Consider the following 22,727-nt stretch of genomic DNA (forward strand, 5'->3'; position numbering starts at 1 on the left):
GGGTCCGGACGAAGCCGCCGACCCCCGTGACGGCGGCTTCGTCCGGACCCTGGTCCGTCAGGGCCTGCGCGCGAACCCCCGCCCCGGGCGCGGGTTCGCCCTCACAGACCCTCGGGCCATCAGGCCTTCCGGCCCTCAGACCCTCGTGGTGCCGTTGACGGCGGTGAGCGCGGTCAACGGGGTGTCGGCGAGCCCGAGTTCGCCCGCGCGGTCCAGCAGCTGCCGGAACTGGCCGGCGTTGCCGCCGTCGGACTGCATCAGCTTCATCAGCAGCGCGGAGACGGTCAGGTTCTGCACGTCGGCCGTGGAGACCTGGCCGAGGACGCGGCCGAGGTCGTCGGCGAGGCTCGCGGAGCCGTCCAGGTAGGGCGTGGCCAGGGCCTGGGCGGTGCGGGAGTTCTCGACGAACCCGTCGACGCCCTTGCCGAAGGAGATCGCGGACACCAGCCGGTCGAAGAAGACCGACTCGCCGCCGACGATGTCGATGTCGGCGTTCTCCAGGCCGGTCGCCAGCACCGTGGCCTGCGCCTCGGCGACCTGGCGCTGCACGTCGAGCCCGGCGAGCCGGATCTCCTTCTCCGCCTGGAGCCTGAGGCGGTACTCCTCGTGGCCGCGGGAGGCCTCGTCCAGGGCGGCCATCGCCGCCGCCTTCTCGGTCAGGCCGGCCGCCTCCGCCTTCAGCTTCTCGCCGATCGCGGTGGCCTCGGCGATCGCCTTGGCCTGGGCGCCCTCGGCCTCGGCGCGCAGCCGCGCCTCGGTGCCCTCGGCCTCCGCGAGCATGCGGGCCTGGGTGGCCTCGGCCTCCGCGCGGCCGGCCTTCTCGATGACCTCGGCCTCCTTGTCGCGGACCTGGACGGCCGCGAGGCCTTCGGCGGCGGACTCGGCCTGCACGCCCTCGGCCAGCCGCAGCTTGGCGCGGGCGTCGAGGTCGGCGGTCTTCAACCGGGCCTCGGCGAGGGTGAGTTCCTCGGCGGCGCGGTGCGTGGCGGCCTGCTCGGCGGCCTCCGCCGCCTTGATGTCCTTGACCAGCTTCTCCTGCGCCTCGGCCTCGGCGGCGATGATGATCGCCTGCCGCTCGCGCTCGGCCTGCTCCACGGCGCGCAGCTTCTTGATGGACTCCTCCTGCTCGGCGACCGTACGGTCCACCGCGACCCGCTCGCGCACGACCTCGGCGATCTCGCGCTTCTCCGCCTCGACCTCCTTGTCGGCGGAGATCTTCGTCAGCTGGGTCTCGCGCTCGCGGGCGATGACCTCCAGCATCCGGTCCTTCTCGATGCGCTCGTTCTCCACGGCGATGACCCGCTCGCGGTTCTTGGCCGCGACGGCGACCTCGCGGGCCTGGTTCTCGCGCTGCACGCCGAGCTGTTCCTCGGTGCGCAGGAAGGCGCTCTGGGCGCGCAGCCTCTCCTCCTCGACCACGCGGGCGGTCTCGGCCTCCTCGCGGGCGCGGGAGGTCTCGATCTCGCGCTTCTGCTTGATCTCGGCGTCCGCCTGCCGGCGCTCCAGCTCCAGGATGGCCTCGCGCGCGTCGACGTTCTGCCGGGTGATCTCCTTCTCCTCGGTGCGCTGGGCCTCGTTGGTGCGCACGTGCTCGATCGCGGTGAGCTCGGTGATCTTGCGGATGCCCTGGGCGTCGAGGACGTTGGCCGGGTCGAGCTGGGTGAGCGGCGTCTGCTCCAGGTAGTCGATCGCCGCGTCCTCCAGGTGGTAGCCGTTGAGGTCGACGCCGATCAACTCGATGATCTGGAAGCGGAGTTCCTCGCGCTTGGTGTAGAGGTCGGTGAAGTCCATCTGCTTGCCGACGGTCTTCAGCGCCTCGGAGAACTTCGCGTGGAACAGCGCCTGGAGGGTGGCCTGGTCGCTGGCGCGGGCGGTGCCGACGGCCTGGGCGACCTTGATGACGTCCTGGGCGGTCTTGTTGACCTTGACGAAGAACGAGATGCGGATGTCGGCGCGGATGTTGTCCCGGCAGATGAGCCCGTCGCGTCCGGAGCGGGTGATCTCGATCGCCTTCACCGAGATGTCCATGACCTCGGCCTTGTGCAGCACCGGCAGCACGACCTGCCCGGTGAAGGACACGTCGACCCGGCGCGTCTTGGAGACGATCAGGGCCTTGCCCTGGTCGACCTTGCGGTAGAGCCGGGAGAAGAGGAACAGCAGAAGGAGAACCAGTATCAGGCAGGCAGCGGCGAGCGCGCCGAAGACATACATGGCATACGTCCTTGCGGTACAGAAGCTGAGATGGGCGCCGGCGCGGTCGGCGCCGGTCCTCGGTCTGGGGTGCTCGCCGGCGCGGTCGGTCCGGCCCCGGTCCGGGGCGTGCGTCCGCGGCGATCACCGGCGGCCCGTGGGCCGCGGCATCGGTCCCCCTCTCCCCCGCGCGGCCTGCCGGCCGGACCCCAGGCGTCTGCCGGGGTCCGGCACCGAGGCCGTCCGTAGTGCTCCCCGGATGACATGGTGCCCGGTGCCGCGGGCACCGCGCATTGCCGGTTTCCGGCAGTGTTCATGGGCTCCTGAGTGCCGGTGGGCGACCAAGGAGGCGGGTGACGGGACGCCGGCGGTCTGCCGCCGGGCCGGCGGAGAGGGCCGGTGGGCCGGGCTGGACGGTAGGCCGGGCTCTCGTCGGTGGGCCAGGCGCACGGTAAGCCGGGCTCGACGGTGGGTCAGGCGCACGCGGTGAACCGGGCTGGACCGGGGGGCCAGGCGCACGGCGGACCGTCCGGCCCGGTCGACCGGGCCGGACGGGCGGCCAGGTCGCACGAGGTCCGCTCGGTCCGCGGGCCGGGCCGTACGGGACTCGCTCGGCCTGCGGCACGATGGCCTCATGCGACCTCAGCGAACCCAGCGGCCCGACCGCGTCCCGCGGACCCGACGGCCGCGTCCCGTGCTCGTCTACGACGGGGACTGCGGCTTCTGCACGGCCTCGGTGACCTTCGCGCAGCGGCACGTCCGGCCGCGCTGCGACGTGCTCCCGTGGCAGTCCCTGCCCCTCGACGAGTACGGCGTGACCCAGGAGCGGGCCGAGTACGAGGCCCTGTGGGTGACCCCGGCGGGAACGGTGTACGGAGGCGCGCAGGCCGTCGCGAAGGCCCTGCTGAGCGCGGGCGGCCCCTGGTCCCTGCCGGGCGCGCTGCTCACCCTGCCGCCGTTCCGCTGGGCCGCGCACGCCGCGTACCGCCTCGTCGCGGAGAACCGCCACCGCCTGCCCGGCTCCACGGCGGCCTGCGCCGTACCGCCCCGCCGCTCGGGCAACCGCTGACGCACCGCGCGTGAGCACCTGTGCCGCCGCGGTGATCAGTCCGATGGAACTCGTCCCGTTCGACTGCGACCTCATGGAGCAGTGACGGCCCCCTGTCCTGCGCCACCGGGGACGATCGTTCCGGGATCGGTGATCGCGTGGCCCGGCGGCTTCCGCGTCGGGGTGACCGGCGTGAGCGGCCGCGGGGACGGACCCGTCAGGTGGGGGTCGTCCAGTGGGGGGACGTGGCTCTCCAGGCCCGGTCCCAGGCCTTGAGGTCGCGGCGGTGGAGGACGCGGGACGTGGTGGCGCAGGCGGTTGCGGCCAGGGCCGGGACGGCCAGGAAGGCGAGGATCGCCCAGCCCATGGTGCGGCTGCGGATCTGGTCCGTGGTCAGGGGCGGAGGAGTGATCCGGCCGTGGACGTCGGCCCAGACGTCGACCGTGCTGCCGACGGGCAGACCGGGGGTGACGTCCGCCTTCGCGGTGCGCGCCTGGCCGCCGGGGTCGGTGAAGCGGACCTCCACCGGGTAGCGGGTCCTCCTCTCCTCGGCGGAGCCCGGTTCGGGGTGGCGCGGGGCGTCGTGGGCCAGGACGGCGGTGGTCTGCCGCCGGTCGCCTTTCTGCCGCTCGGCCGCGTCCGTGTAGTGGCGGTAGGCGGTGTCGCCGGCCAGGAACATCGCGACGGGAGCGGCGGCCGGTACGACGAGGAACAGGGCGAGGGCCAGCCACGCCCGCAGGAGATCGGTACGGCGGCGCAGTGGGTTGCCGCGCAGCCGCCGTAGGGCGGTCCGGGGGGAGGCCGGCCGGGGGACGGGGGCGGTCGGCGCGCCGGCGAGCGGGACCGGGCGGAGACCGCCGAGGTCGCCCCGGTCGTCCGGGGGCGGCTGGGGCCGGGGGATGCCGGCGGGCATGGGGACTCCCTTGTCGGCGGGCGGGGGTGGGGACGGGGGCGTTCTCAGGACCGGTCGGGGTCCGGGGGCGCGGGGCTGGGGATCGAGGGGTGGGTGTGGGCGGAGTGGAGGAGGGTCGCGGCGCCGCGCACGGCGGCGGTGTGCGGGGCCGGTACGGCCCTGAGCGGCACGTGCAGGCGACCGGTGAGGCGGTAGGTGATCTCCGGGCGCAGCGCGCCGCCGCCCGCCAGCAGCACACCGCGCTGGAGGGCGTCGAGGGTGAGCGACGTGCGGTCCTGCCGCAGCATCGCCGCCACCATCGCGGCCACCGCCTCGCTGATCTCGGCCGACGGCGCTGTGTCCAGGTCGCTGGTGCCGAGCGCGGTGCGGCGCGCGTCGACGACCGCGCCGTCCACCAGCAGCACCACCTCGGTCAGGTGCGCGCCGATGTCCACCACGAGCAGCGGCCGGCTCAGGTCCGCGCCCGCGCCCAGGGCGACCGCGCGGGCGCCGGGGACGGTCAGCACGGTGCGTGGCCGCAGCACCTCCACGGCCGTACGGGCCTGGGCCCGGTAGGCGACCCCGTCCAGCACCGGAGCGGTCACCACGACCAGCGGACGGCTGAGGCGGGGCAGCCGGTGGCCGAGCAGCCGCTCCAGCATCCGGGCCGTGCCCGAGGCGTCGACGATGGCGCCGCGCTGGATCGGGTACACCGCACCGGCGCCGGGGAACGTCACCGTGGGGACGTCGATGATCAGGCCCCGGCCGGCGAGCCAGACGCGGGTGCGGGCGCTGCCCATGTCGAGGGCGACCCCGCAGCAGTGCCGGCACAGCGGCCAGGGCCGGTGCCGGTGCCGTACGGCGGAGACGGCCGAGCCGTGCCGGGCGGCGCGGGGACCGTGGGCGACGGTCACCGGCCGGCCTCCCTGACCTGCTGGCAGCGTGCGCAGTAGCGGGCCTGCGGCACTATCTCCAGCCGTTCCCGTGCGATGGGCCGCCGGCACAGGTGGCAGGCGCCGTAGCTGCCGTCGTCCAGGCGGGCGAGGGCGGCCTCGACGTCGGCGAGGACCATGCGGGCGGAGGCGGCGAGTTCGACCCGCACCTCGATCTGCGAGGCGGCCTGCTGCTGGAGCAGGGCGTCCGCGCGGGAGGTCGCGGCGGCGGCGATCTGCCGCAACTGCTCCTGGCGGAACAGGCGCTGCTCGTGCAGGCTCTCACGGAGCGCGGCGAGGTCCTCGGGCGTCAGGCGTGTGGCACGGTCGTGGTCGCCGATGGTCTGGTGGTTCACCGTTTCACCCCTCGGGCAGGGCGGGAGACGAGTGTCGTGATGCGGGCGGGCGGGTGGTGGTCGTACCGGAGGGCCGGGACTGCCCGGCGGTCGACAGCCGGTGGTCGGCGGTCGGCGGTCGGCGGTCGGTGGTCGGCAGTCGGCAGTCGACCGCCGGCTGGCGGTCAGGCGGATCCGGACGCTGGGACGAAGCCGGACGCTCGCACGGGAGTCGGACGGTCGGGCGGGAGCCGGCGGTCGGGCAGGGACCGGGGAGGGGTCAGGCGGTGCGGCGCAGGCAGGCGACGCAGTGGCCCGTGTACGGCAGGATCTCCAGGCGCTCGGCCGGGACCGGCTTGCCGCACCCCAGGCAGGTCCCGTAGCTGCCGTCCTCGACACGGGCGAAGGCGGCGTCGATCTCCTTGAGCACCCGCTCGATGGCGTCCTTCTGCGCGGACATCAGGTGGTCGTCCGCGCTCTGCCCGGTCTCGGTGAGCGCCCGCAGCTGGACCAGCCGTGTGCCGCGGGCGTGTTCGAGGCGCCGGCGGGCCTCGTGAGCGGTCAGGCGCTCGGGGCGGGGGTCGGTCCGGGCGGCGTCGAGCGACATGCTGGGTCCCTTCCGTGGGTCCTGCGTGGTTCCGCGGCGATGTCTCCACCCTCCTCCCGGCGGCAGCGCGAACCCATCGGGTCCAGAGCCCATTTGCGCCGGGTCGCACGATCCACTCCGTACGGTCATGGGTAGGCCGTGACCTGCCAAATGGGGGTCACGCCCCATCGACCGGGCGGGCGGGAACGGGCAGGCTCGGAGTCGGACAGGGGGCGCGACTCGTCCCGGGGGCGCGATGCCCGACAGTGGAGGCATGACGGCCCGGCACGTGAGGAGGCGCAACCGCGGTGTCCCTGTTCTGGCGGATCTTCGGACTCAACGCAGTGGTGCTGGGGTCGGCCACCGCGCTGCTGCTGTGGGCGCCGGTGACCGTCTCCGTGCCGGTCGTGCTGACCGAGGCGGTCATCCTGGTCGGCGGACTGGTCGTGATGCTGGTCGCCAACGCCGCCCTGCTGCGCTGGGGTCTGTCCCCGCTGGACCGGCTGACCCGGCTCATGACCACCGTCGACCTGCTGCGCCCCGGCCAGCGGCTGCCCGCCCACGGCGGCGCTGAGGTCGCCGAGCTGATCCGCACGTTCAACGCCATGCTCGACCGGCTGGAACAGGAGCGCGCCACCAGCAGCGCGCGCGTCCTGCTCGCCCAGGAGGCCGAACGGCGCCGTATCGCGCAGGAGCTGCACGACGAGGTGGGGCAGAGCATGACCGCGATCCTGCTCGCCCTCAAACGGGCCGCCGACGCGGCCGACCCCCCGCTGCGCGACGAACTGCACCAGGCGCAGGAGATCACCCGGGAGAGCCTGGACGAGGTACGCCGCCTGGTGCGCCGGCTGCGGCCGGGCGTCCTGGACGACCTCGGCCTGGTCAGCGCGCTGACCTCGCTCACCTCGGACTTCGCCACCCACACCGGGCTGCGGGTGGTGCGCCGTTTCGACGCCGACCTGCCCGCCCTGGACCCGGAGACGGAACTGGTCCTCTACCGCGTCGCCCAGGAGAGCCTGACCAACGCGGCCCGCCACGCGGACGCCGAACGCGTCGAGGTCGCCCTCACCCACGCCGACGGCGCCGTGGTGCTGGCCATCACGGACGACGGCCGCGGGATCAAGGCCGCCTGCGAGGGCGCCGGCATCCGCGGCATGCGCGAGCGGGCCCTGCTCATCGGGGCCGCGCTCGACATCACCGACGCCCCCGCCGCAGGTGCGCCCGCCGGTGCCGGCCTCGCCACCGCCTCCGGCGCCCCGGCCGCCCCCGCCACCGGCGCGCCCGCCACGGGCCCGTCCGGCGTCGGCCCGTCCGGCGTCGGCCCGTCCGGCGCGCTTCCGCCCGCTGCCGGTCCGTCCACCGGCGACGCGGGGGCAGGCCATGGCACCGGGCCCAACGCCCTCACCGGTCCCGGTGCCGGTTCCGGCCCCGGCCCCAGAGCCGCCGCCGGACCCGGCACCCGCGTCCGCCTCGCCGCGCCCGTCCCCAGCAAGCCCAGGAAGCAGCCCTGACCATGCCGACCACGCCCGACCGCACCCCGGACAAGATCCGCATCCTGCTCGCCGACGACCACGCCCTCGTACGGCGCGGGGTGCGGCTCATCCTCGACCAGGAGCCGGACCTCGAAGTGGTCGCCGAGGCCGGGGACGGAGCGGAGGCCATCGAGATGGCCCGTACCCACGAGATCGACCTCGCCGTCCTGGACATCGCGATGCCCCGGCTGACCGGTCTGCAGGCCACCCGCGAACTGGCCTCCCTCAAGCCCGACCTGCGCATCCTGATGCTGACGATGCACGACAACGAGCAGTACTTCTTCCAGGCGCTGAAGGCCGGCGCCTGCGGCTACGTGCTGAAGTCCGTCGCCGACCGGGACCTCGTCGCCGCCTGCCGGGCCGCGATGCGCGACGAGCCGTTCCTGTACCCGGGCGCGGTCACCGCGCTCATCCGCAACTACCTCGACCGGGTCCGCCACGGCGACGAGGCCCCCGACCAGGTGCTCACCCCCCGCGAGGAGGAGGTCCTCAAGCTGGTGGCGGAGGGGCACTCCTCCAAGGAGATCGCCGAGATCCTCTTCATCAGCGTCAAGACGGTCCAGCGGCACCGCGCCAACCTGCTGCACAAGCTCGGCCTGCGCGACCGCCTCGAACTCACCCGCTACGCCATCCGCGCCGGCCTCGTCGAGCCCTGACCCGCCCGCGCCCCCGACCACCCGGGGCCCCGGCCGCCACTCCCAGGCCGGGGCCCCGGGTCCGCACACCCGCCGCGCTCCGCAGGACGCGACCCACAGGAAAGGGGGAGGCGCATGCACCACGCGTCACGCACCGCCCCCGCCCCAGCCCGCGCCCCCACTCCCGCTCCCGCTCCCAGGGCGTCCGCCCTGTTCACGGCCGTCCTGCTGGCCCTGCTCGCGGTGTTCACCGCGAGCGGCCCGGGCACCGGCACGGACAGCGGTGCCGACCCGCGCTCCGCCCCCGCCCCCGCCTTCGTCGCCGCCGCTGCCGCCGCCCCCGGCTTCCGCCCCCTCCCGGACGCGGCCGGCGCCGACCCCGACCGCACCGCCCACGCCCCTCACACCGCCTACGGCCTTCGCTCCGGCCCCCTTCGCTCCGCCCCCGCCGCTCACACCGGACGCGCCGATCACGCCGGTCACGTCCACCACGCCGCCCGAGCTCCCCGCGCCGACGCACCGTGCACCGCCGTCTGCACCACCCAGGCCGGCACCCGGCAGGAGCACCACGGGGCACGTCCGGCCCCGCCGGGCCACCTCGTCACCACCGGCGACGCCACCGCCGTGGCGCCGCCCGCGCCCGCGCGGACCCCGCCGGCCCGCGCGCCCACGCACTCCTCCTCCCTGAGCCGTCCGGTCCCCGACCGCGACCGGGCCCCTCCCGCACCCTCCGGCGCCTGAGCCCGCATCCCACCCCAAGACCGCCGTCCGCGTCGCCCGCGGGCGTGCCGCCGGAGGCTTCCGTTGATCCGTTCCGCCCGGGTGAGGGCGCTGTTCGCCCTCGCCGTCCTCGCCGTGTCCCTGTACATCGCCGCGACCGTGCCGGTCCGTCTCGGACTCGATCTGCGCGGGGGCACCCAGATCGTCCTGGAGACCCGCTCCACCCCGACCGCCGAGGCCGACCGCGCGGCCACCGACCGCACCCTGGAGGTGCTGCGCGGCCGCGTCGACGCGCTCGGCGTCGCCGAACCGACCCTCGTCCGCTCCGGCGCCCACCGGATCATCGTCGAGCTGCCCGGCGTGCAGGACCCGAAGCAGGCGGCCGAGGTGCTCGGCCGCACCGCGCAGCTCACCATGCACCCGGTCCTCGGCCCCGCCGGGACCGAGAAGGCGGCGGCCGAGAGGACGGCGTCCGGCGAGCGGGTGCTGCCCGACGAGTCCGGGCAGCGGCTGCGACTGGCCGTCACCGCCATGACCGGCGAGGACGTCAAGGGCGCCGAGGCCCGGTTCGACGCGGAGTCCGGCACCGGCTGGCACGTCACCGTCGACTTCGACCGGGCGGGCCGCGACCGGTGGGCGAAGCTGACCGGCCAGGCCGCGTGCCGCCCGGCGGGCGATCCCGCGCGCCGGGTCGCCATCGTGCTGGACGACCGGATCATCTCCTCCCCGCAGGTCGACCCGTCGGTGGCCTGCGGGAGGGGCATCGCGGGCGGCTCCACCCAGATCACCGGCTCCTTCGACGACGGCGAGGCCCGCGAGCTGGCGTTGCTGATCAACGGCGGCGCGCTGCCCGTACCGGTCGAGACCGTCGAACAGCACACCGTGGGCCCGACGCTGGGCGCCCGCGCCATCACCGCCAGCGCCTGGGCCGCCGCCATCGGCACCGCCCTGACCGCACTGTTCGTCATCGTGGTCTACCGGCTGATGGGCGCCCTCGCCGCGGTGGCGCTGCTCGCCTACGGCCTGATCTCCTACGCTGCCCTGGCCGCCCTCGGCGCCACGCTGACCCTGCCGGGCCTGGCCGGGTTCGTGCTGGCGATCGGCATGGCCGTGGACGCGAACGTACTGGTGTTCGAACGCGCGCGTGAGGAGCATGCCTCGCGGGTGCGGCCGACCACCCGCTCCGCGCTCACCGCCGGTTTCCGCAACGCCTTCAGCGCGATCGCCGACTCCAACGTCACCACGCTCATCGCCGCCGCCCTGCTGTTCCTCCTGGCCTCGGGCCCGGTGCGCGGGTTCGGCGTGACCCTGGGCATCGGCGTCGTCGCCTCCATGATCAGTGCCTTGGTCGTCACCCGGGTGCTCGCCGGCTTCGCCGCCTCGCGCGCCTGGGTGCACCGGCGGCCCCGGCTCACCGGGCTCGCCACCACCGGCCGGGTCCGCGACGCGCTCGCGCGCCGCGATCCGCGTCCGATGCGCCGGCCGCGCCGCTGGCTGGCCGTCTCCGCCGTCGCGCTGGTGCTCGCCGGTTCGGGCATCGCGGTACGCGGCCTCGACTTCGGCATCGAGTTCACCGGGGGCAGACTGATCGAGTACGACACCGGCCGGGCCGTGGACCCCGAACGCGCCCGTGCCGCGCTCGCCGAGGCGGGCTTCCCCCGCGCCGTCGTGCAGTCCTCCGGCGCCACCGGGCTGACCGTGCGCACCGGGGAGCTGACCGACGACCGGGCGGCCGCGGTCACCCGGACCGTCGACGCGCTCGGCGGCGGCGCGGAGAAGGTCCGCGACGAGCTGATCGGCCCGAGCCTCGGCGAGGAGCTGCGCCGAGGCGCGCTGATCTCGCTGGGCGTCGCCCTCGGCGCGCAACTGCTGTACCTGGCGGCCCGGTTCCGCTGGCTGTTCGGCACGGCGGCGGTCTCCACCCTCGCCCACGACGTGGTGATCCTCGTCGGCGTGTTCGCCTGGCTGGGCAAGCCGGTGGACGGGGTGTTCCTCGCCGCGCTGCTGACCGTGATCGGGTACTCGGTCAACGACTCGGTCGTCGTCTTCGACCGCGTCCGGGAGCTGCTCCGGCAAGATCGCGAGGCGCCGCTGGCCGACGTCACCGACCGGGCGATCCTGCAGACCCTGCCGCGCACGGTGAACACCGGGATGGGCGCGGTCCTCATCCTCGCCTCGCTGGCCGTCCTCGGCGGCGACTCGCTGACCGACTTCGCGCTCGCCCTGCTCATCGGCCTCGCCGTCGGCACGTACTCGTCGGTGTTCACCGCGGCCCCGATCGCCGTCGAACTGCACCGCCTGCGCCGCCCGACGCCCCGCCGCCCCACACGGAACGGCCCCCGCCGCCCCGCGCCCCACCGCCCCCGCCCGCCCCGGCGGTACGGCTCCGCCGGGGGCCCGCCGAACGGCAGGCGCCGTACCGCCCCGGACGACCCGCCCACCCTCGCCACCCACCGCCCCTGACCGCCACCGCGCCTGACCACCGCCCCTGACCGCCCACCGCGCCTGACCTCCCGGCCCGGCCCCGCCGGGCCCGGCCTCGCCCCGTCGCCGGGGGCCGAGCCGGGCCGGGGGGCCGAAGCCGGCCGCCGGGCTCATGGGCGTCCGTGAACTCCCGCGCCCCATAACCCCGATGCCCGCTGTCAGACCCCTGTGAGAGGCTTTCGATCATCTGCGGCACACGTCATGTGCTGTTGCCATCGAGCACATCGCAGGGGGGATCCTCATGACCACCACCACCGACCACCGCCGTCGGCGCGCGCTTCGGGGCGCGCTCGCCGCCACCGCCGTCGCGGCCGCGCTGACCGCCACCGTCGGCACGGCCTTCGCCACCGGGAACCCGGCCGGGACCGGACGGGCCGAGCAGGCGCGTTCCGCGGCCGCCGCCGAGCAGCGCCCCGGCGGCGACCGGGCCGGCGCCCGTACGCCGGGCCTGCGGGCCGGGACGGCCGGCACGGTGCGCACGCCCAGCTTCTCGATGACGGCGGTGCACAAGAAGACCTCCGAGCTCTACCTGTACTTCCCCGACCACCAGGGCGGCTTCAAGCCCCAGTACGACGTGGGAGTCACCTTCGAGGGCATCGCCGACTCCATCGACGTCGACAACGACAAGGACGGTTACAACGACGGGACCTGGCACCTGGGCACCGACGGTTCCCTGACCTACGGCTACATCGACGACGACCTCGACTACCACAGCAAGGACGTCGGCAAGGGCTGGAACATCTACACCACGGTCCTGTCCCCCGGCGACCTCGGCGGGGCGAAGGAGGCCGACCTGATCGGCCTCGACAAGTCCGGCGTCCTGTGGGAGTACCTCGCCTACCCGGACGGCTCGCTCACCTCGCGCAAGCGGGTCGGCGGCGGCTGGGACCAGTACACCCAGCTCGCCGGCCAGGGCGACCTGACCGGTGACGGCAAGGCCGACATCGTCGCCCGCGACAAGTCCGGCGTCCTGTGGCTCTACAAGGGCACCGGCGACTACAAGGCCCCGTTCGCGGCCCGTACGAGGATCGGCGGCGGCTGGAACACGTACGACCGGCTGCTGTCGGTCGGCGACCTCGACGCCGACGGCACGCCGGACCTGATCGCGCGCAAGCCGGACGGCGGTCTGTACCGGTACTCGGGCACGGACGACGCCCAGGCGCCGTTCGCGAAGCCGGTGCAGATCGGCCACGGCTTCCAGGCGTACAACCTGCTGTGACGGCACGCGCCCCGCGCGCGTGAGGAACGGGCCGTCGCCTCCACCGGGAGGCGGCGGCCCGTTCGGCCTACCTGCGGGCCGTCTTCCGCACCGACCAGACCACCTGCCCGCCCTGCTGGAGTCCGCCGCCCCGTACGACTACCGCCTCGGCGTCTCCGTCTGGTTCCGCAGCCTGTTCGCGCTCGACCCCGACGTCACCGCGATGGCCCACGCCCCGCTGGTCTACCAGTGTCACGCCCTGCCGGCCCTCGCCCTCTTCGCCCTGTGGCCCTTCAGCCGCCTGGTGCACGCCCTCGCCGTCCCGCTCGGTTACGTGCTGCGCCCCTACGTCGTCTACCGCTCCCGCGGCCGCGCGGTGCCCTCCCGCGGTGGCGCGCCCCGGACCTCCGCGCGCTGAGACGAACGTCGCCCGGCGCGAGGCAACGCGGCGGGCGCCCGCGCGGTCCATACGGTTGTGCGCACGGCGGGCGGGGAACTGCTCCGGGGGACCGCGCGGTGGTGCGGTCGCGCAGGGAGCGGAAGGATCGGCCGGGGAGACAGCGTGGGACCGGGAGCACCGGCGGGGAAGCGGCGTGAGCCCGGGACGGGGACCCGGCTCACGCTGTTCGTCGTGCGCGTCCTGCGGAACGAGTGGCGGGCCATGGTCGTCGACCCGGTGCGGCGGCTGGCACGGCGCGGACTGTCCGCGCTGCTGCTGGCCTTCGTGGCCGCCTTCGGCGTGATCTTCTTCCACGCGATCGCCCAGCACCCCGGCGGCGAGAGGGCGGTACGGCTCGTCGGCGGCGTCCAGGGCGACCTGCCCCTGTGGCTGGCCCTGCTGCGCACCCCCGTCTCGCTCTACGTCCCCGCCCTGGACCTGCCGGTGTGGGCCGGGATCACCCAGCTGTTCCTGGCGTTCGCGCTGGCCGAACTCACCCTCGGCCGGACCCGCACCCTGTTCATCTCCTACGCCACCACCCTGGCCGGGACCCTCACGGTGCGGGTGATGATCGCGATGGGTCCCGGCCGGTGGGGGCTGGGCCTGCCGCCGGAGACCGGCCACGTCCTCGACACCGGTCCGTCCGCCGCCGTCGTGGGACTGTTCACCTATCTGTCCGTCGTCCGGCGCGCCCCCGTCGTCTTCCTCCTCACCGGTGGCTCGATGGTCGTCGAGTCCCTGGTCAAGCCCAATCTGGCCGGCCGCGAACATCTGATCGCGGTCGCCACCGCGCTCGTCCTGGCACTGATCGACGAGCGCGCCTGGCGCCGCCTGCGGTGGCCGGCGTGGCGGGAGCGGAAGCCGGACGGGCGGACGCCGGGGGCGGCCGGACCGGTCCGGGGCGGTGCCGCACGTCCCGCACTCGCGCTCACGCGCGACCGCGGCCGCGGCCGCGACGAAGAGCACGGCCCCGCGCCCGGGCGGGGGACCGTCCCCACCGCGCCCTGGCGGGGGACCGGTCCCGCGGCCCGTCCTCCGGGACCCTCCCGCCCGACCCGACCGCCGGCGGGCGTGGCTCGCCCGGACGGAGTAACGGCGGGCGCCGCGCGGCCGGACGGGGTGACGGCGGGCGCGGCCCGCTCGGACGGAAAGGCGGCGGGTGCGCCGCGCCCGGACCGGCCGACTGCGGGGACGGTGCGGCCGGGCGCGGTGGTGGATCCGGGCGCGGTGGCCGGGCCGGTGGAGGAGCCGGGCGGGTCGGCGGTGTCCGGTGAACCGGAGATGTCGGGCCGGCCGACCCGGCCGACGCTCAGCCGCTGAGCCGGTGGGCGGTCCTCCGTACGGCCGGACCGCCGGGCGGCGACAAGCGGCGTGCGACGGCCGTGACGGCGGACCGGCGCGACTCCCCGTCAGGGCCCTGCGGGGCGGTCAGCGCAGGACGCTCGTCCAGGCGCGCGGCGCGGAGTCGATGCCCGGGAGCACCGCGGGGGCGGGCTCGTGCGCCAGGGACGGCGCGGTGGCCGAGGACGCCGCCGGAGAGCACAGGGCGCCGCCGATGTAGTCGTTGAGGGCGTCGTCGATCGGACTCGGTTCGAAGCCGGTGCCGTCGGCGTTCAGGCGCTCGTACTTCATCAGGTTCCAGCCCGCCGCGACCTGCCGCTTGCCGTCCGGGCTGGACAGGGCGATCGTGCCCGCGCCGAACACCGCGCCGTCATGGCCCCAGAAGCGGCCGCAGCCGGGGATGTCGACGGCGTAGATGCCGAGACCGTAGGCCATTCCGTTCACGGGCACCGTGGTCTGCATCTGTTTCAGCGCGGCCGGGCCGAGCAGCCGGCCGGTCAGCAGGGCGCGGTAGAAGCGGTTCAGGTCGTCGGCGGTGGAGACGACCGAGCCCGCCGTGTACGCCCAGGACATGTCGTAGACGCTGTAGTCGCGGGGCGGGTCGATCAGGCCGTAGAAGCTCTCGTACATCCGCGGGTGCGGGCCCTGGATGTAGGGGGTGCGCGGGTAGGAGGTGTGGTGCAGTCCGGCCCGGTCGATGACGTGCCGGGTGATGTACGCCTCCGGGTCCTGGCCGGTGACCTCGGCCAGCAGCAGTCCGGCGATGACGTAGTTGGTGTTGGAGTAGTGGCCGGGCAGCGCGCCGGGCGCGCCGGTGGCGGGTGCCGCGAGGCCGATGCGGACCAGTTCCTCGGGGCGTACGGAGCGGAAGCGCTCCTCGTCGAGGCTGGCGGTCGAGCCCTGGGCGAGGGACGGGAAGGCGCCGACGACGTAGTCCCCGATGCCGCTGGTGTGGTTCAGCAGCATGCGGACGGTGATCTGCCGGCCGCGCTGACCGGGGATCAGGTCCGGCAGGTAGTCGCCGATCGGGGCGTCCAGGCGGATCCGGCCGAGCTCCACCTGCTGGAGCACGGCGACGGCGGTGAACGTCTTGCTGATGCTGCCCACCCGCTGGCGCATGTCCGGGCGGACCGGGCGGACCGTGTCCACGTCCGCGACGCCGGAGGCGCCGGACCAGGTGCGGGCGCCGTCGCGGACGGAGGAGTAGACGCCGTACATCCCGGCGTCCGTGACGGCGCGCAGGGCGGTGCGCAGCGCCGCCGGATCGGGTGCGGCCGTGGCCGGCGCGGCGGCTCGGGCGCCGGCGGAGGCCGCGGAGGCCACGGGCACGGCGGCGGTCAGTAACAGGGCGGTGGCGACGGCGGTTCCGGCACTCCGGAGGATGCGCAAGGGATTCCCCTCCCACGTGTTCGAACAGGCGTGTCCCGGTCATCCTGATCGATCACGCGCGGGCGGGGCATCCTTCGGGCGGATGAAGCGGCTTTGTCCGCCTCGGACTTGGGGAGGGGACACGGCCCCGGAACGGGCTGTGGGACCGGTCCCCGCCGACGCCCTTAGCCGGCCTTCGCGGTCAGTCCCTCTCGTCGAAGCTGGCGAAGTAGGCGGCCGCCATGTCCTCGTCGGCGTGGCCCTGCGCGGCGGCGCGGGCGAAGCGTTCGGCGCTCGCGGCGGCCACGTCGAGGCGGACGCCGTTTCGCTCACCGGCCTCGACGATCAGCCGGGCGTCCTTCTCCGCGGTGGCCACGGCGAAGCTCGGCGGCAGCAGCCTGTCCTCCAGGACGAGGGCGGCCTTGGCGTGCAGATAGCCCATGTCGAGCGGGCCGCCGGAGATGAGGTCGAAGAAGCCCTGCGGGTCGACGCCGAGCCCCTTGGCCAGGGCGAGCGCCTCGCCGGTCGCGGCGGTGGCCGCGAGGACCCAGCTGTTGGCGACCAGTTTGAGCCGGGTGGAGGTGGCCGCCGCCCCGTCCTCGCCGGTCCACACCGTGCGGGCGCCGACCGCGTCGAACACCGGGGCGACCGCGTCCCGGCCCTGCGCCGGGCCCGCCGCCAGCACGGACAGCTGCCCCGCCTCCGCGGGCTGCTTGGTGCCGAGCACCGGGGCGTCGTAGAAGAGCAGGCCGTGTTCCCCGGCGAGGGCGGCCAGTTCGGCGACCGCGTCCAGGCCGGCCGTGGTCGACTGCACCCACGCCGCGCCCGCGCGCGCCGCCGGGGCGGCCTCGCGCATGGTCTCCAGCACCGTGTCGCCGTCGTAGAGCATCGTGAGGATGACGTCGGCGTCGCGCACCGCCTCGGCGGGCGTGTCCACGACCCGCGCGCCGTCCGCGGCCAGCGGCTCCGCCTTGGCCCGGGTGCGGTTCCACGCCCGGACGGTGTGCCCGGCCCTCAGGAGGTTGCGGGCCATCGCGGCGCCCATGATCCCGGTGCCCAGGACTCCCACGGTACGGATCGTGTCGGTCATGTCCTCGTTCCCTTCCTGCTCCCTGCGGTGTCGACACGGCGAGTATCCGCGATCACCGCGCCGGTCCACGGGACGTCAGGCGCCCTCGGGACGGCGGGGCGGTGGGCGCTCCGCCCGGAAGGCGTCTCAGGCCATCCAGAAGAAGACCGCCGTCATCCGCTTCTCCTCCAGGGTCCGGCCGAAGTAGCCGGTCGCGCTGTGCACCAGATTGGCGTGGTAGAGCAGCAGCCGGTTGGCCTTGTGCGGCACGCGGACGTCCTCCTCGAAGGCGTCCGGTGCGACGAACCGGGTGCCCAGCGCCTCGACGAGGTTGGTGTGCGGGGCCTGCACGACGTTGCCGCCGAGCCGCCCGCCCGGCAGGGACTGGCGGTAGAAGCTGGTCCCGCAGTCCTTGGGGACGGCGGGATTGAGGTAGAGCACGGCCGCGTAGCGGCACAGCGCCCGGGAGTCGGTGTGCGGGCGCGGTTCGCTCTCGCCCTCGCCGACGACCTGGACGCAGTTGTGGTTGAGGGTGCCGCCGCCGGGCGCCTGCTGCACCCACAGCTCCTTCGCCCCGGTGGCCTTCTTCACCAGCCGTTCCACGCGGGCGAGTTCGGAGGGCTCCAGGCCCGGCATGGTCCGCAGGCCCGGCCACGTCTCCGAGGTGTACGGGTAGCCCTTGACCCAGTCGTCCCTGCTCAGGCACCGCTCGCGGACGGCGGCCGCGTCCGGCAGGACGTCGTCGATCACCCAGTAGTCACGGCCCTTGGTGGGCTTGCGGTAGGGCAGGACGGGCAGCGCGGTGGGCACGCCGGGACGACCGGGAGGCTGTGGGGGCATGCGGCCGAATGTAGGGCGGGCCTTCCCCAGGGCTCTCCCACGCGGGGGTCAACATTGTGTCAACGTTGCCTGCTCACACAGGGGTTGAGCGGCGCCCGCGTCGGGTTCGCGCGGTCCGGCACGGTTTCGACGACGTAGGGATTTTACCTGAACCAAAGGTTTCCACGGCTTCCCCGTCCGTACTGCTGTGCGTCCGAACCGCCCGCCACGGGGGGCGGGATCCACTGCCGGGCAGGAGGCACGGTGCGCTTTTCGCGGAACGCGACGGGAACTCTCTTCGTGACCGGAGCTCTGGGACTGACCCTCGCCGCGCTCGCCTATCCGGGCATGCTGGGCTTCCAGAACGTCTCCAGCAACCCGTCCCGGGTCATCGCCCAGACCCAGTGGGGCCCGCTCACGGAGGCGGACCGGGACTTCGTGGTCAAGGTGCGCGCGGCCGGGCTGTGGGAGTACCCCGTCGGCCAGATGGCCGTGAAGAAGGGCACCACCAAGGCGGTCGTCACCGCCGGTCAGCACCTGATCGACGGGCACGCGGCGCTGGACGCCAGCTGCCGCAAGATCGCCCCCATGCTCGACATCACGCTGCCCAACGCCGCCAGCCCGCAGCAGCAGGGCTTCGTCACCACGCTCAGCGCGGACAGCGGCAAGCAGTTCGACAGCGACATGGCCAACATCCTGCGCGTGACGCACGGCTCGATCTTCAACACGATCGCGAAAATCCGCTCCACCACCAAGAACAGCCTGGTGCGGGCGCTCGCCAACCAGGCCAACGCCACCGTCCTCGACCACATCACGGTCATGGAGGAGACGGGGCTGGTCAACTTCGACCAGGTGCTGTTCCAGCAGACGACCCCGCCGAAGCTGCCCGCCTCCGACCTCACCCCGCCGCCGCCCTCCGGCGGCCAGCCCGAGGTGGTGCTCACCCCGCCGCCCAACGCCACCTCCAGCCCGCTGGACCTCGGCGGCGGCGGACAGCCGGGCGCCACCCCGGCCCCCGGACCGACGGTGGGCTGAGCGCTTCGGACCGGCGCGGACGCTTCGGAGCGGCACGGACGCTTCGGACCGGCACGGGCTCTTCGGAGCGGCCCGCACGCTTCGGGCCGGCCTTGAAGCTCCGGCCCGGCCCGGACGCTTTCCCGCCCCCGGCACGGCGGCCGTCCCAGGCACGGGAGGGGTGCGGCCGGGGGGCTGCCACCGGTCCAGCCCGCCCGGTCCGACCAGCGCGTCCGGTCCGTCCGGCCGGTTCAGCTCTCGACGGCGGCCAGGTACAGCTTCACGTACCGGTCCACGTCGATGTCCAACGCCACGTCCACCAAGGTCTGTTCGCGGGCCTCGCCGTGCAGCTCGGCCTCGCCGGGGCGCGGGCGGCGGTCGACGACCGTCTGTCCGCGCGCCGGGCCGGGAGCGAGATGCACCTCGACCGGCAGCCGCTGTGTGGTCAGCCCGGCCGGGTCGGCGACCGCGCAGACCGCTCCCGCGTCCCCGAGGCCGCCGGCCGGGTCCTCCTCGCTGGTGACCGGGTCGCGGTGGGCCAGCAGCCGACCGGCCAGAACGGCGCCCGGCTCGCCGCTCGCGCGCAGCCGCCGCACGTGGTCGGCCGGCACGATCACCCGCTGGAACACGTCCAGCCCGTACATCGTGATCGGCACCCCGGCGGTGAGCAGGATCGCGGCGGCCTCCGGGTCGTGCCACACGTTGAACTCGGCGACCGCCGTGGCGTTCCCGGTGGCCACCGCGCCGCCCATGAACACGATCCGCTCGATGTTGCGCGTCACCTCCGGGTGGGTGCGCAGCAGCAGGGCGATGTTGGTCAGGGGCGCGGTGGGGATCAGGGTGACCGGGGTGGGCGAGGCCAGGATCTCGCGGCGCAGCAGCGTCACCGCGTCCACGTCGGCGGGCCGGCGGCTCGGCGCGGGCAGCCCCAGGTCGCCCATGCCGTCGTGGCCGTGCACGTGGTGGGCGGTGCGCACGGGCTCGATCAGCGGCCGCTCGGCGCCCCGCGCGACCGGGATCCAGGGCGAGCCCGCCTGCTCCAGGACGGTCAGCGTGTTGCGCACCACCTGGTCCACGTCGGTGTTCCCGGCCACGCAGGTGACCGCGCGCAGCTCCAGCCCCGGGTGGCGTACGGCGAACAGCAGGGCGAGCGCGTCGTCGACGCCGGTGTCGCAGTCGATGATCACGGGGGTGGGCCGACCGGTCACAGCAGGGCTCCTCGCAACGATTCGTCGTACCGCCGACCTTAGGCCCTGGCGTCCGGTTCGCGTCGTCCGTCCTCGTCCGGCGGGGGCGGCCGCCGGGTGCCTGGCGCGCCTCGCTCACCCGGACGGCCCGGCGCGCTGGTGGGCGCGGCCGCTCGGTGGTGCCGTGGGAGGAGCGCGCAGTCCAGGTCGTCCCGTCCGTCTGGAGGCAACCGCCCATGCCCCGTCTCCTGCCCGCCGCCGTGCTCTGCGCGGCCGCCCTGCTGACCGCTGCCGCCTGCTCGTCCGGCGGGTCCGGCCGGGACGCCGACGCGGCCGCCACCGAGGCGGGCGCGGCCACCCGGCCGGCCGCCCCCGTCTCGCCCAGTGCCGCCGCCATGCTCACCGCGGCCCAGGCGCAGGACGCGCTGCTCGGCGAGTCCGACCTGGGCGCCCCCTGGGGGCCCACGGAGGGCGCGGCGACCTGGCGGGACGGGGTGCTCAAGGCGCGGACCGACCTGACGGGCTGCCAACGCCTGCTCGACGCCCTCTACGCCGACGAACCGCTCGGCACCCCCACCGGGACGCGGGCGGTGGCCGCCTTCGACGACGGCGACGACCAGGCCCAGCTGCGGTACCAGGTCCTCTCGCTGCACGCGGCCGACGTGGACCGTTCGCTGGCGTGGCTGCGGACGCTGCCGCAGGGCTGCGCCCAGTTCACGGCGAGCACCACCTCGGCGGGCGAGCAGGAGGTGCGGGTCGGCGAGCTGGCCCTGCCGAAGGTCGGGGACGCCCGCCAGGGGCTGCGGGTCACCTTCACCGGCGAGTCGGACGACGGGGACACCACCACGCTCACCCTGGACGTGGTCGTCGTGCGGGTCGGCGACGACGCGATCGTCCTCACCGACGGCGCGGTCGGCGCGGTTCCGCCGGACACCGCCTCACGGGCGCTCGCCCTCGGCGTGCAGCGCCTGGCGGACGTACGCCACCAGGCCCGCGTCCAGGCCTGACCCCGACCGGGCGGCGAGGCGCGAGGCTCAGGCGACCATCCGGTCCACGGCGTCCTTCGCCTCCTTCAGGCCGGCGCCCGTGACCTCCCGGTACGTCTTGATCGCCTCGATCGTCCGGCCGGCCCGGGCGAGTTCGGCCACCTCGTCCAGCCGCGGGTCCTCCTCGCGCAGGTCCAGGTGGCCGAGGATCAGGTCGAGCTTGCGTTCGATGCGTGCCAGGCGGCGGTCGGTCCGGGCGAGCCGGCTCCCGCTGCCCGCCAGACCGGCGACGCCGGCCGACACGAGCAGGGCCACGGCAAGAAGGGTCGCTGTGTCCATGGCACCGATCCTAGGAACGCCGCCCCGCGCGGAACCTCAGGCGCAGCTCATAACTTCCCTACGGCGCGGACTTGTCGACGGCGGCTCCGCTTCCTCTCCTCCTCGCCGTTCACCCCTGCGTCTGCAGCTGCCGCAGCTGGCGCCGTACGTGGTCCAGGGCGCCCCGCCGCCGGCCCGGCACCCGGCCGCGCAGCTCCGCCAGCACCGCGCCGAGTTCACGGGCCCGCTCCGGGTCGCGGAGCCTGCCCCACTGATGGTGCGCCCGGTCCACGGCGGCCTCCACCGCCGGGGCGTCGGCGGGCTGCCCCATGGCCAGCCGGGTGGCGGCGACGGTCAGCCAGCACCGGCAGCTGCGCGCGGCGTCGCCCGCGAACATCGCCAGGTCGGCGCGGACCTCGCCCCAGTGCAGCGCGTCCTCGGAGGCCGCGCCGTACGCCCGTACGGCGGCCTGCTCCCAGCGCGCGGCGAGCGCGTCGGCGTCCCCGTGCCGCCCCGACTCCACACAGGCGGCGATCGCGGCGTGCGGGTCACCGGGCACCGGCCGCTGGGCGACGAGCGCGGCACCCGGGTCGCCCGGCGCGGACCGCTGGGCGACGACCGGGGCACGGGTGTCGCCGTCGTCCGGGACCGGCCGCCGCGCGACGACCGCGCCCGGCTCGGCGCCCGACGCGGCAACCTGTTTCGGACGGTGGACAGCCGTCCCGGGCAGCGGACCACCGGGTGCCGGCGGGGCGGCCGGCGGGCCCGGCGGCTGCTCCGGCACCGGGCCGAAGCCGGGCGCCGCGCCCCCCACGGCGCCCTGGGCCGCCGGGCGGTGGGCCGCGAGGACGAGACCCGGGCCGTTCTCCTCGCCCTCCTCACCGGCCATCCGGGCCAGCGCCTGCTCGTGCAGCTGCTCCGGCGGCGGCCGGTGCCCGCTGCGCAGGATCGTCGCCACCGCCTTCATGTACGTGGGCAGCGCCACCCTGCGCCGCACCGGCGGCGGCGCGATCCTGCCGTACAGGGCCACGTTCGGGCCGGCGTCCAGGGGCCGCTCGCACACCTGCTGCCAGCTCTCCGCGTCCGCGCGCAGGTCGGCCACGAGCGTCGTCGTGCCGTCCGGGCGCAGCCTGAGCTCCTCGCGCAGCCAGTGCCAGGGCAGGGCGGTGTAGCGGACCGTCGCCGGCGTGGTGCGGGCGAGCGCCAGATGGGGCAGGCGCTGCCGGCGGTCGAGCTGGAGCTGACCGGTGACGAAGACGGTCAGCGGGCCGGGAGCGGCCGCGGCGGCGCGCAGCCGGGTCAGCACGGCCTGCGGCTCCAGCGGATCGGCGAGTTCGACGACGGTCGCGGTCGGGGCGCCCGACAGCACGGAGGGCTCGACGGCGGCCAGCACCGGGAGCACGGACGCGGCGTCCACCAGACGCCCCTTGCCCACGGGCGAGGCCGCGAGCAGCAGCACGGTTCCTGACATGGTCCCCCCGCGTCGGTGATGGCCGTCGATCGCGTACGTCAGCACCGTAACCGCTGTGGCCGCCCGGGCGGGCGCCGGAGTGGGAACGCGGGCCGCCGAAGGGGCCGGGGCGCACCCCTCACGCCCCCGCCCGCCGACTTGCCAGGGCTCCTTCCCCGGTGTG

19 protein-coding genes and 2 pseudogenes are annotated in these 22,727 nt (G+C 75.1%); 10 read left to right on the top strand and 11 right to left on the bottom strand.

The window, feature by feature from the left end; all coding sequences use genetic code 11:
• Positions 1–135 precede the first annotated feature (135 nt).
• Positions 136–2,211, bottom strand: coding sequence for an SPFH domain-containing protein (locus tag ACH5A8_RS10580; RefSeq protein ID WP_399000185.1), 2,076 nt, complete (start codon positions 2,209–2,211; stop codon positions 136–138).
• A gap of 613 nt (positions 2,212–2,824) precedes the next feature.
• Between ACH5A8_RS10580 and ACH5A8_RS10585 the strand changes: the two genes are divergently transcribed.
• Positions 2,825–3,259, top strand: coding sequence for a thiol-disulfide oxidoreductase DCC family protein (locus ACH5A8_RS10585; protein ID WP_399000187.1), 435 nt, complete (start codon positions 2,825–2,827; stop codon positions 3,257–3,259).
• Between the two features lie 196 nt (positions 3,260–3,455).
• On the opposite strand, the gene ACH5A8_RS10590 is transcribed toward ACH5A8_RS10585, so the two are convergent.
• From ACH5A8_RS10590 to ACH5A8_RS10605, 4 genes are all read right to left on the bottom strand, one after another.
• Positions 3,456–4,151 carry a hypothetical protein gene (locus ACH5A8_RS10590; RefSeq protein WP_399000190.1) on the bottom strand — a complete coding sequence of 232 codons (696 nt, stop codon included), beginning with the start codon at positions 4,149–4,151 and terminating at the stop codon, positions 3,456–3,458.
• A 44-nt stretch (positions 4,152–4,195) separates the two neighbouring features.
• On the bottom strand, positions 4,196–5,044 hold the full coding sequence (locus ACH5A8_RS10595) for a rod shape-determining protein (RefSeq protein ID WP_399000192.1): 849 nt from the start codon (positions 5,042–5,044) through the stop codon (positions 4,196–4,198).
• Positions 5,041–5,418: a TraR/DksA family transcriptional regulator gene (locus ACH5A8_RS10600; protein ID WP_399000194.1), complete on the bottom strand. Its 378-nt coding sequence runs from the start codon at positions 5,416–5,418 to the stop codon at positions 5,041–5,043. The genes ACH5A8_RS10595 and ACH5A8_RS10600 overlap by 4 nt, the downstream gene beginning before the upstream one ends.
• Positions 5,419–5,677: 259 nt before the next feature.
• Positions 5,678–6,004 (bottom strand): TraR/DksA C4-type zinc finger protein, encoded by a 327-nt coding sequence (locus ACH5A8_RS10605; RefSeq protein ID WP_399000196.1) that lies wholly within the window; start codon positions 6,002–6,004, stop codon positions 5,678–5,680.
• A 287-nt stretch (positions 6,005–6,291) separates the two neighbouring features.
• Here ACH5A8_RS10605 and ACH5A8_RS10610 point away from each other — a divergent pair.
• The 7 genes and pseudogenes from ACH5A8_RS10610 to ACH5A8_RS10640 form a co-directional block, all read left to right on the top strand.
• Positions 6,292–7,200, top strand: a pseudogene (locus ACH5A8_RS10610) (HAMP domain-containing sensor histidine kinase); the annotation flags it as partial.
• A gap of 296 nt (positions 7,201–7,496) precedes the next feature.
• A complete protein-coding gene (locus ACH5A8_RS10615) occupies positions 7,497–8,171 on the top strand; it encodes a response regulator (protein WP_399000199.1) in 675 nt (224 codons plus the stop codon).
• A 114-nt stretch (positions 8,172–8,285) separates the two neighbouring features.
• Positions 8,286–8,891: a hypothetical protein gene (locus tag ACH5A8_RS10620; protein WP_399000201.1), complete on the top strand. Its 606-nt coding sequence runs from the start codon at positions 8,286–8,288 to the stop codon at positions 8,889–8,891.
• 63 nt (positions 8,892–8,954) lie between these two features.
• Positions 8,955–11,333 carry a protein translocase subunit SecD gene (secD, locus tag ACH5A8_RS10625; protein ID WP_399000203.1) on the top strand — a complete coding sequence of 793 codons (2,379 nt, stop codon included), beginning with the start codon at positions 8,955–8,957 and terminating at the stop codon, positions 11,331–11,333.
• 262 nt (positions 11,334–11,595) lie between these two features.
• Positions 11,596–12,573, top strand: coding sequence for an FG-GAP repeat domain-containing protein (locus tag ACH5A8_RS10630; protein WP_399000205.1), 978 nt, complete (start codon positions 11,596–11,598; stop codon positions 12,571–12,573).
• A gap of 121 nt (positions 12,574–12,694) precedes the next feature.
• A pseudogene (locus ACH5A8_RS10635) lies at positions 12,695–12,970 on the top strand (respiratory nitrate reductase subunit gamma); the annotation flags it as partial.
• A gap of 213 nt (positions 12,971–13,183) precedes the next feature.
• The gene (locus ACH5A8_RS10640) at positions 13,184–14,311 is read left to right on the top strand and encodes a hypothetical protein (protein WP_399000207.1); all 1,128 of its coding nucleotides are present in this window, start codon (positions 13,184–13,186) and stop codon (positions 14,309–14,311) included.
• A 108-nt stretch (positions 14,312–14,419) separates the two neighbouring features.
• Here the strand turns inward: ACH5A8_RS10640 and ACH5A8_RS10645 are convergent, their stop codons facing one another.
• The 3 genes from ACH5A8_RS10645 to ACH5A8_RS10655 form a co-directional block, all read right to left on the bottom strand.
• Complete coding sequence (locus ACH5A8_RS10645) at positions 14,420–15,721, bottom strand: serine hydrolase domain-containing protein (RefSeq protein ID WP_399000209.1); 1,302 nt, start codon at positions 15,719–15,721, stop codon at positions 14,420–14,422.
• A 181-nt stretch (positions 15,722–15,902) separates the two neighbouring features.
• A complete protein-coding gene (locus ACH5A8_RS10650) occupies positions 15,903–16,790 on the bottom strand; it encodes an NAD(P)-dependent oxidoreductase (RefSeq protein WP_399000211.1) in 888 nt (295 codons plus the stop codon).
• A gap of 126 nt (positions 16,791–16,916) precedes the next feature.
• Complete coding sequence (locus tag ACH5A8_RS10655) at positions 16,917–17,609, bottom strand: DUF6445 family protein (RefSeq protein ID WP_399000213.1); 693 nt, start codon at positions 17,607–17,609, stop codon at positions 16,917–16,919.
• 279 nt (positions 17,610–17,888) lie between these two features.
• On the opposite strand from ACH5A8_RS10655, the gene ACH5A8_RS10660 reads away from it, so the two are divergent.
• Complete coding sequence (locus ACH5A8_RS10660) at positions 17,889–18,623, top strand: DUF4142 domain-containing protein (protein WP_399000215.1); 735 nt, start codon at positions 17,889–17,891, stop codon at positions 18,621–18,623.
• Between the two features lie 230 nt (positions 18,624–18,853).
• On the opposite strand, the gene ACH5A8_RS10665 is transcribed toward ACH5A8_RS10660, so the two are convergent.
• A complete protein-coding gene (locus tag ACH5A8_RS10665; RefSeq protein WP_399000217.1) occupies positions 18,854–19,810 on the bottom strand; it encodes a nucleoside hydrolase in 957 nt (318 codons plus the stop codon).
• 215 nt (positions 19,811–20,025) lie between these two features.
• On the opposite strand from ACH5A8_RS10665, the gene ACH5A8_RS10670 reads away from it, so the two are divergent.
• Complete coding sequence (locus ACH5A8_RS10670) at positions 20,026–20,796, top strand: hypothetical protein (RefSeq protein WP_399000219.1); 771 nt, start codon at positions 20,026–20,028, stop codon at positions 20,794–20,796.
• A gap of 27 nt (positions 20,797–20,823) precedes the next feature.
• Here ACH5A8_RS10670 and ACH5A8_RS10675 read toward each other — a convergent pair whose 3' ends face one another.
• Both ACH5A8_RS10675 and ACH5A8_RS10680 read right to left on the bottom strand, forming a co-directional pair.
• Positions 20,824–21,114, bottom strand: a complete 291-nt coding sequence (locus ACH5A8_RS10675; protein ID WP_399000221.1) for a ribosomal protein L7/L12 — start codon at positions 21,112–21,114, stop codon at positions 20,824–20,826.
• Positions 21,115–21,223: 109 nt separating this feature from the next.
• Positions 21,224–22,564: a hypothetical protein gene (locus ACH5A8_RS10680; protein WP_399000223.1), complete on the bottom strand. Its 1,341-nt coding sequence runs from the start codon at positions 22,562–22,564 to the stop codon at positions 21,224–21,226.
• Positions 22,565–22,727: the final 163 nt, after the last annotated feature.

This window comes from Streptomyces sp. NPDC018610 (assembly GCF_044391765.1).
GTDB lineage: Bacteria > Actinomycetota > Actinomycetes > Streptomycetales > Streptomycetaceae > Streptomyces.

Excerpts from the sequence above, each read along its gene's own strand:
- ACH5A8_RS10655 (WP_399000213.1), bottom strand. The coding sequence starts at position 17,609 with ATGCCCCCACAGCCTCCCGGTCGTCCCGGCGTGCCCACCGCGCTGCCC.
- ACH5A8_RS10585 (WP_399000187.1), top strand. The coding sequence starts at position 2,825 with ATGCGACCTCAGCGAACCCAGCGGCCCGACCGCGTCCCGCGGACCCGA.
- ACH5A8_RS10650 (WP_399000211.1), bottom strand. The coding sequence starts at position 16,790 with ATGACCGACACGATCCGTACCGTGGGAGTCCTGGGCACCGGGATCATG.
- ACH5A8_RS10670 (WP_399000219.1), top strand. The coding sequence starts at position 20,026 with ATGCCCCGTCTCCTGCCCGCCGCCGTGCTCTGCGCGGCCGCCCTGCTG.
- ACH5A8_RS10680 (WP_399000223.1), bottom strand. The coding sequence starts at position 22,564 with ATGTCAGGAACCGTGCTGCTGCTCGCGGCCTCGCCCGTGGGCAAGGGG.
- ACH5A8_RS10630 (WP_399000205.1), top strand. The coding sequence starts at position 11,596 with ATGACCACCACCACCGACCACCGCCGTCGGCGCGCGCTTCGGGGCGCG.
- ACH5A8_RS10615 (WP_399000199.1), top strand. The coding sequence starts at position 7,497 with ATGCCGACCACGCCCGACCGCACCCCGGACAAGATCCGCATCCTGCTC.
- ACH5A8_RS10620 (WP_399000201.1), top strand. The coding sequence starts at position 8,286 with ATGCACCACGCGTCACGCACCGCCCCCGCCCCAGCCCGCGCCCCCACT.
- ACH5A8_RS10580 (WP_399000185.1), bottom strand. The coding sequence starts at position 2,211 with ATGTATGTCTTCGGCGCGCTCGCCGCTGCCTGCCTGATACTGGTTCTC.
- ACH5A8_RS10675 (WP_399000221.1), bottom strand. The coding sequence starts at position 21,114 with ATGGACACAGCGACCCTTCTTGCCGTGGCCCTGCTCGTGTCGGCCGGC.
- ACH5A8_RS10590 (WP_399000190.1), bottom strand. The coding sequence starts at position 4,151 with ATGCCCGCCGGCATCCCCCGGCCCCAGCCGCCCCCGGACGACCGGGGC.
- ACH5A8_RS10605 (WP_399000196.1), bottom strand. The coding sequence starts at position 6,004 with ATGTCGCTCGACGCCGCCCGGACCGACCCCCGCCCCGAGCGCCTGACC.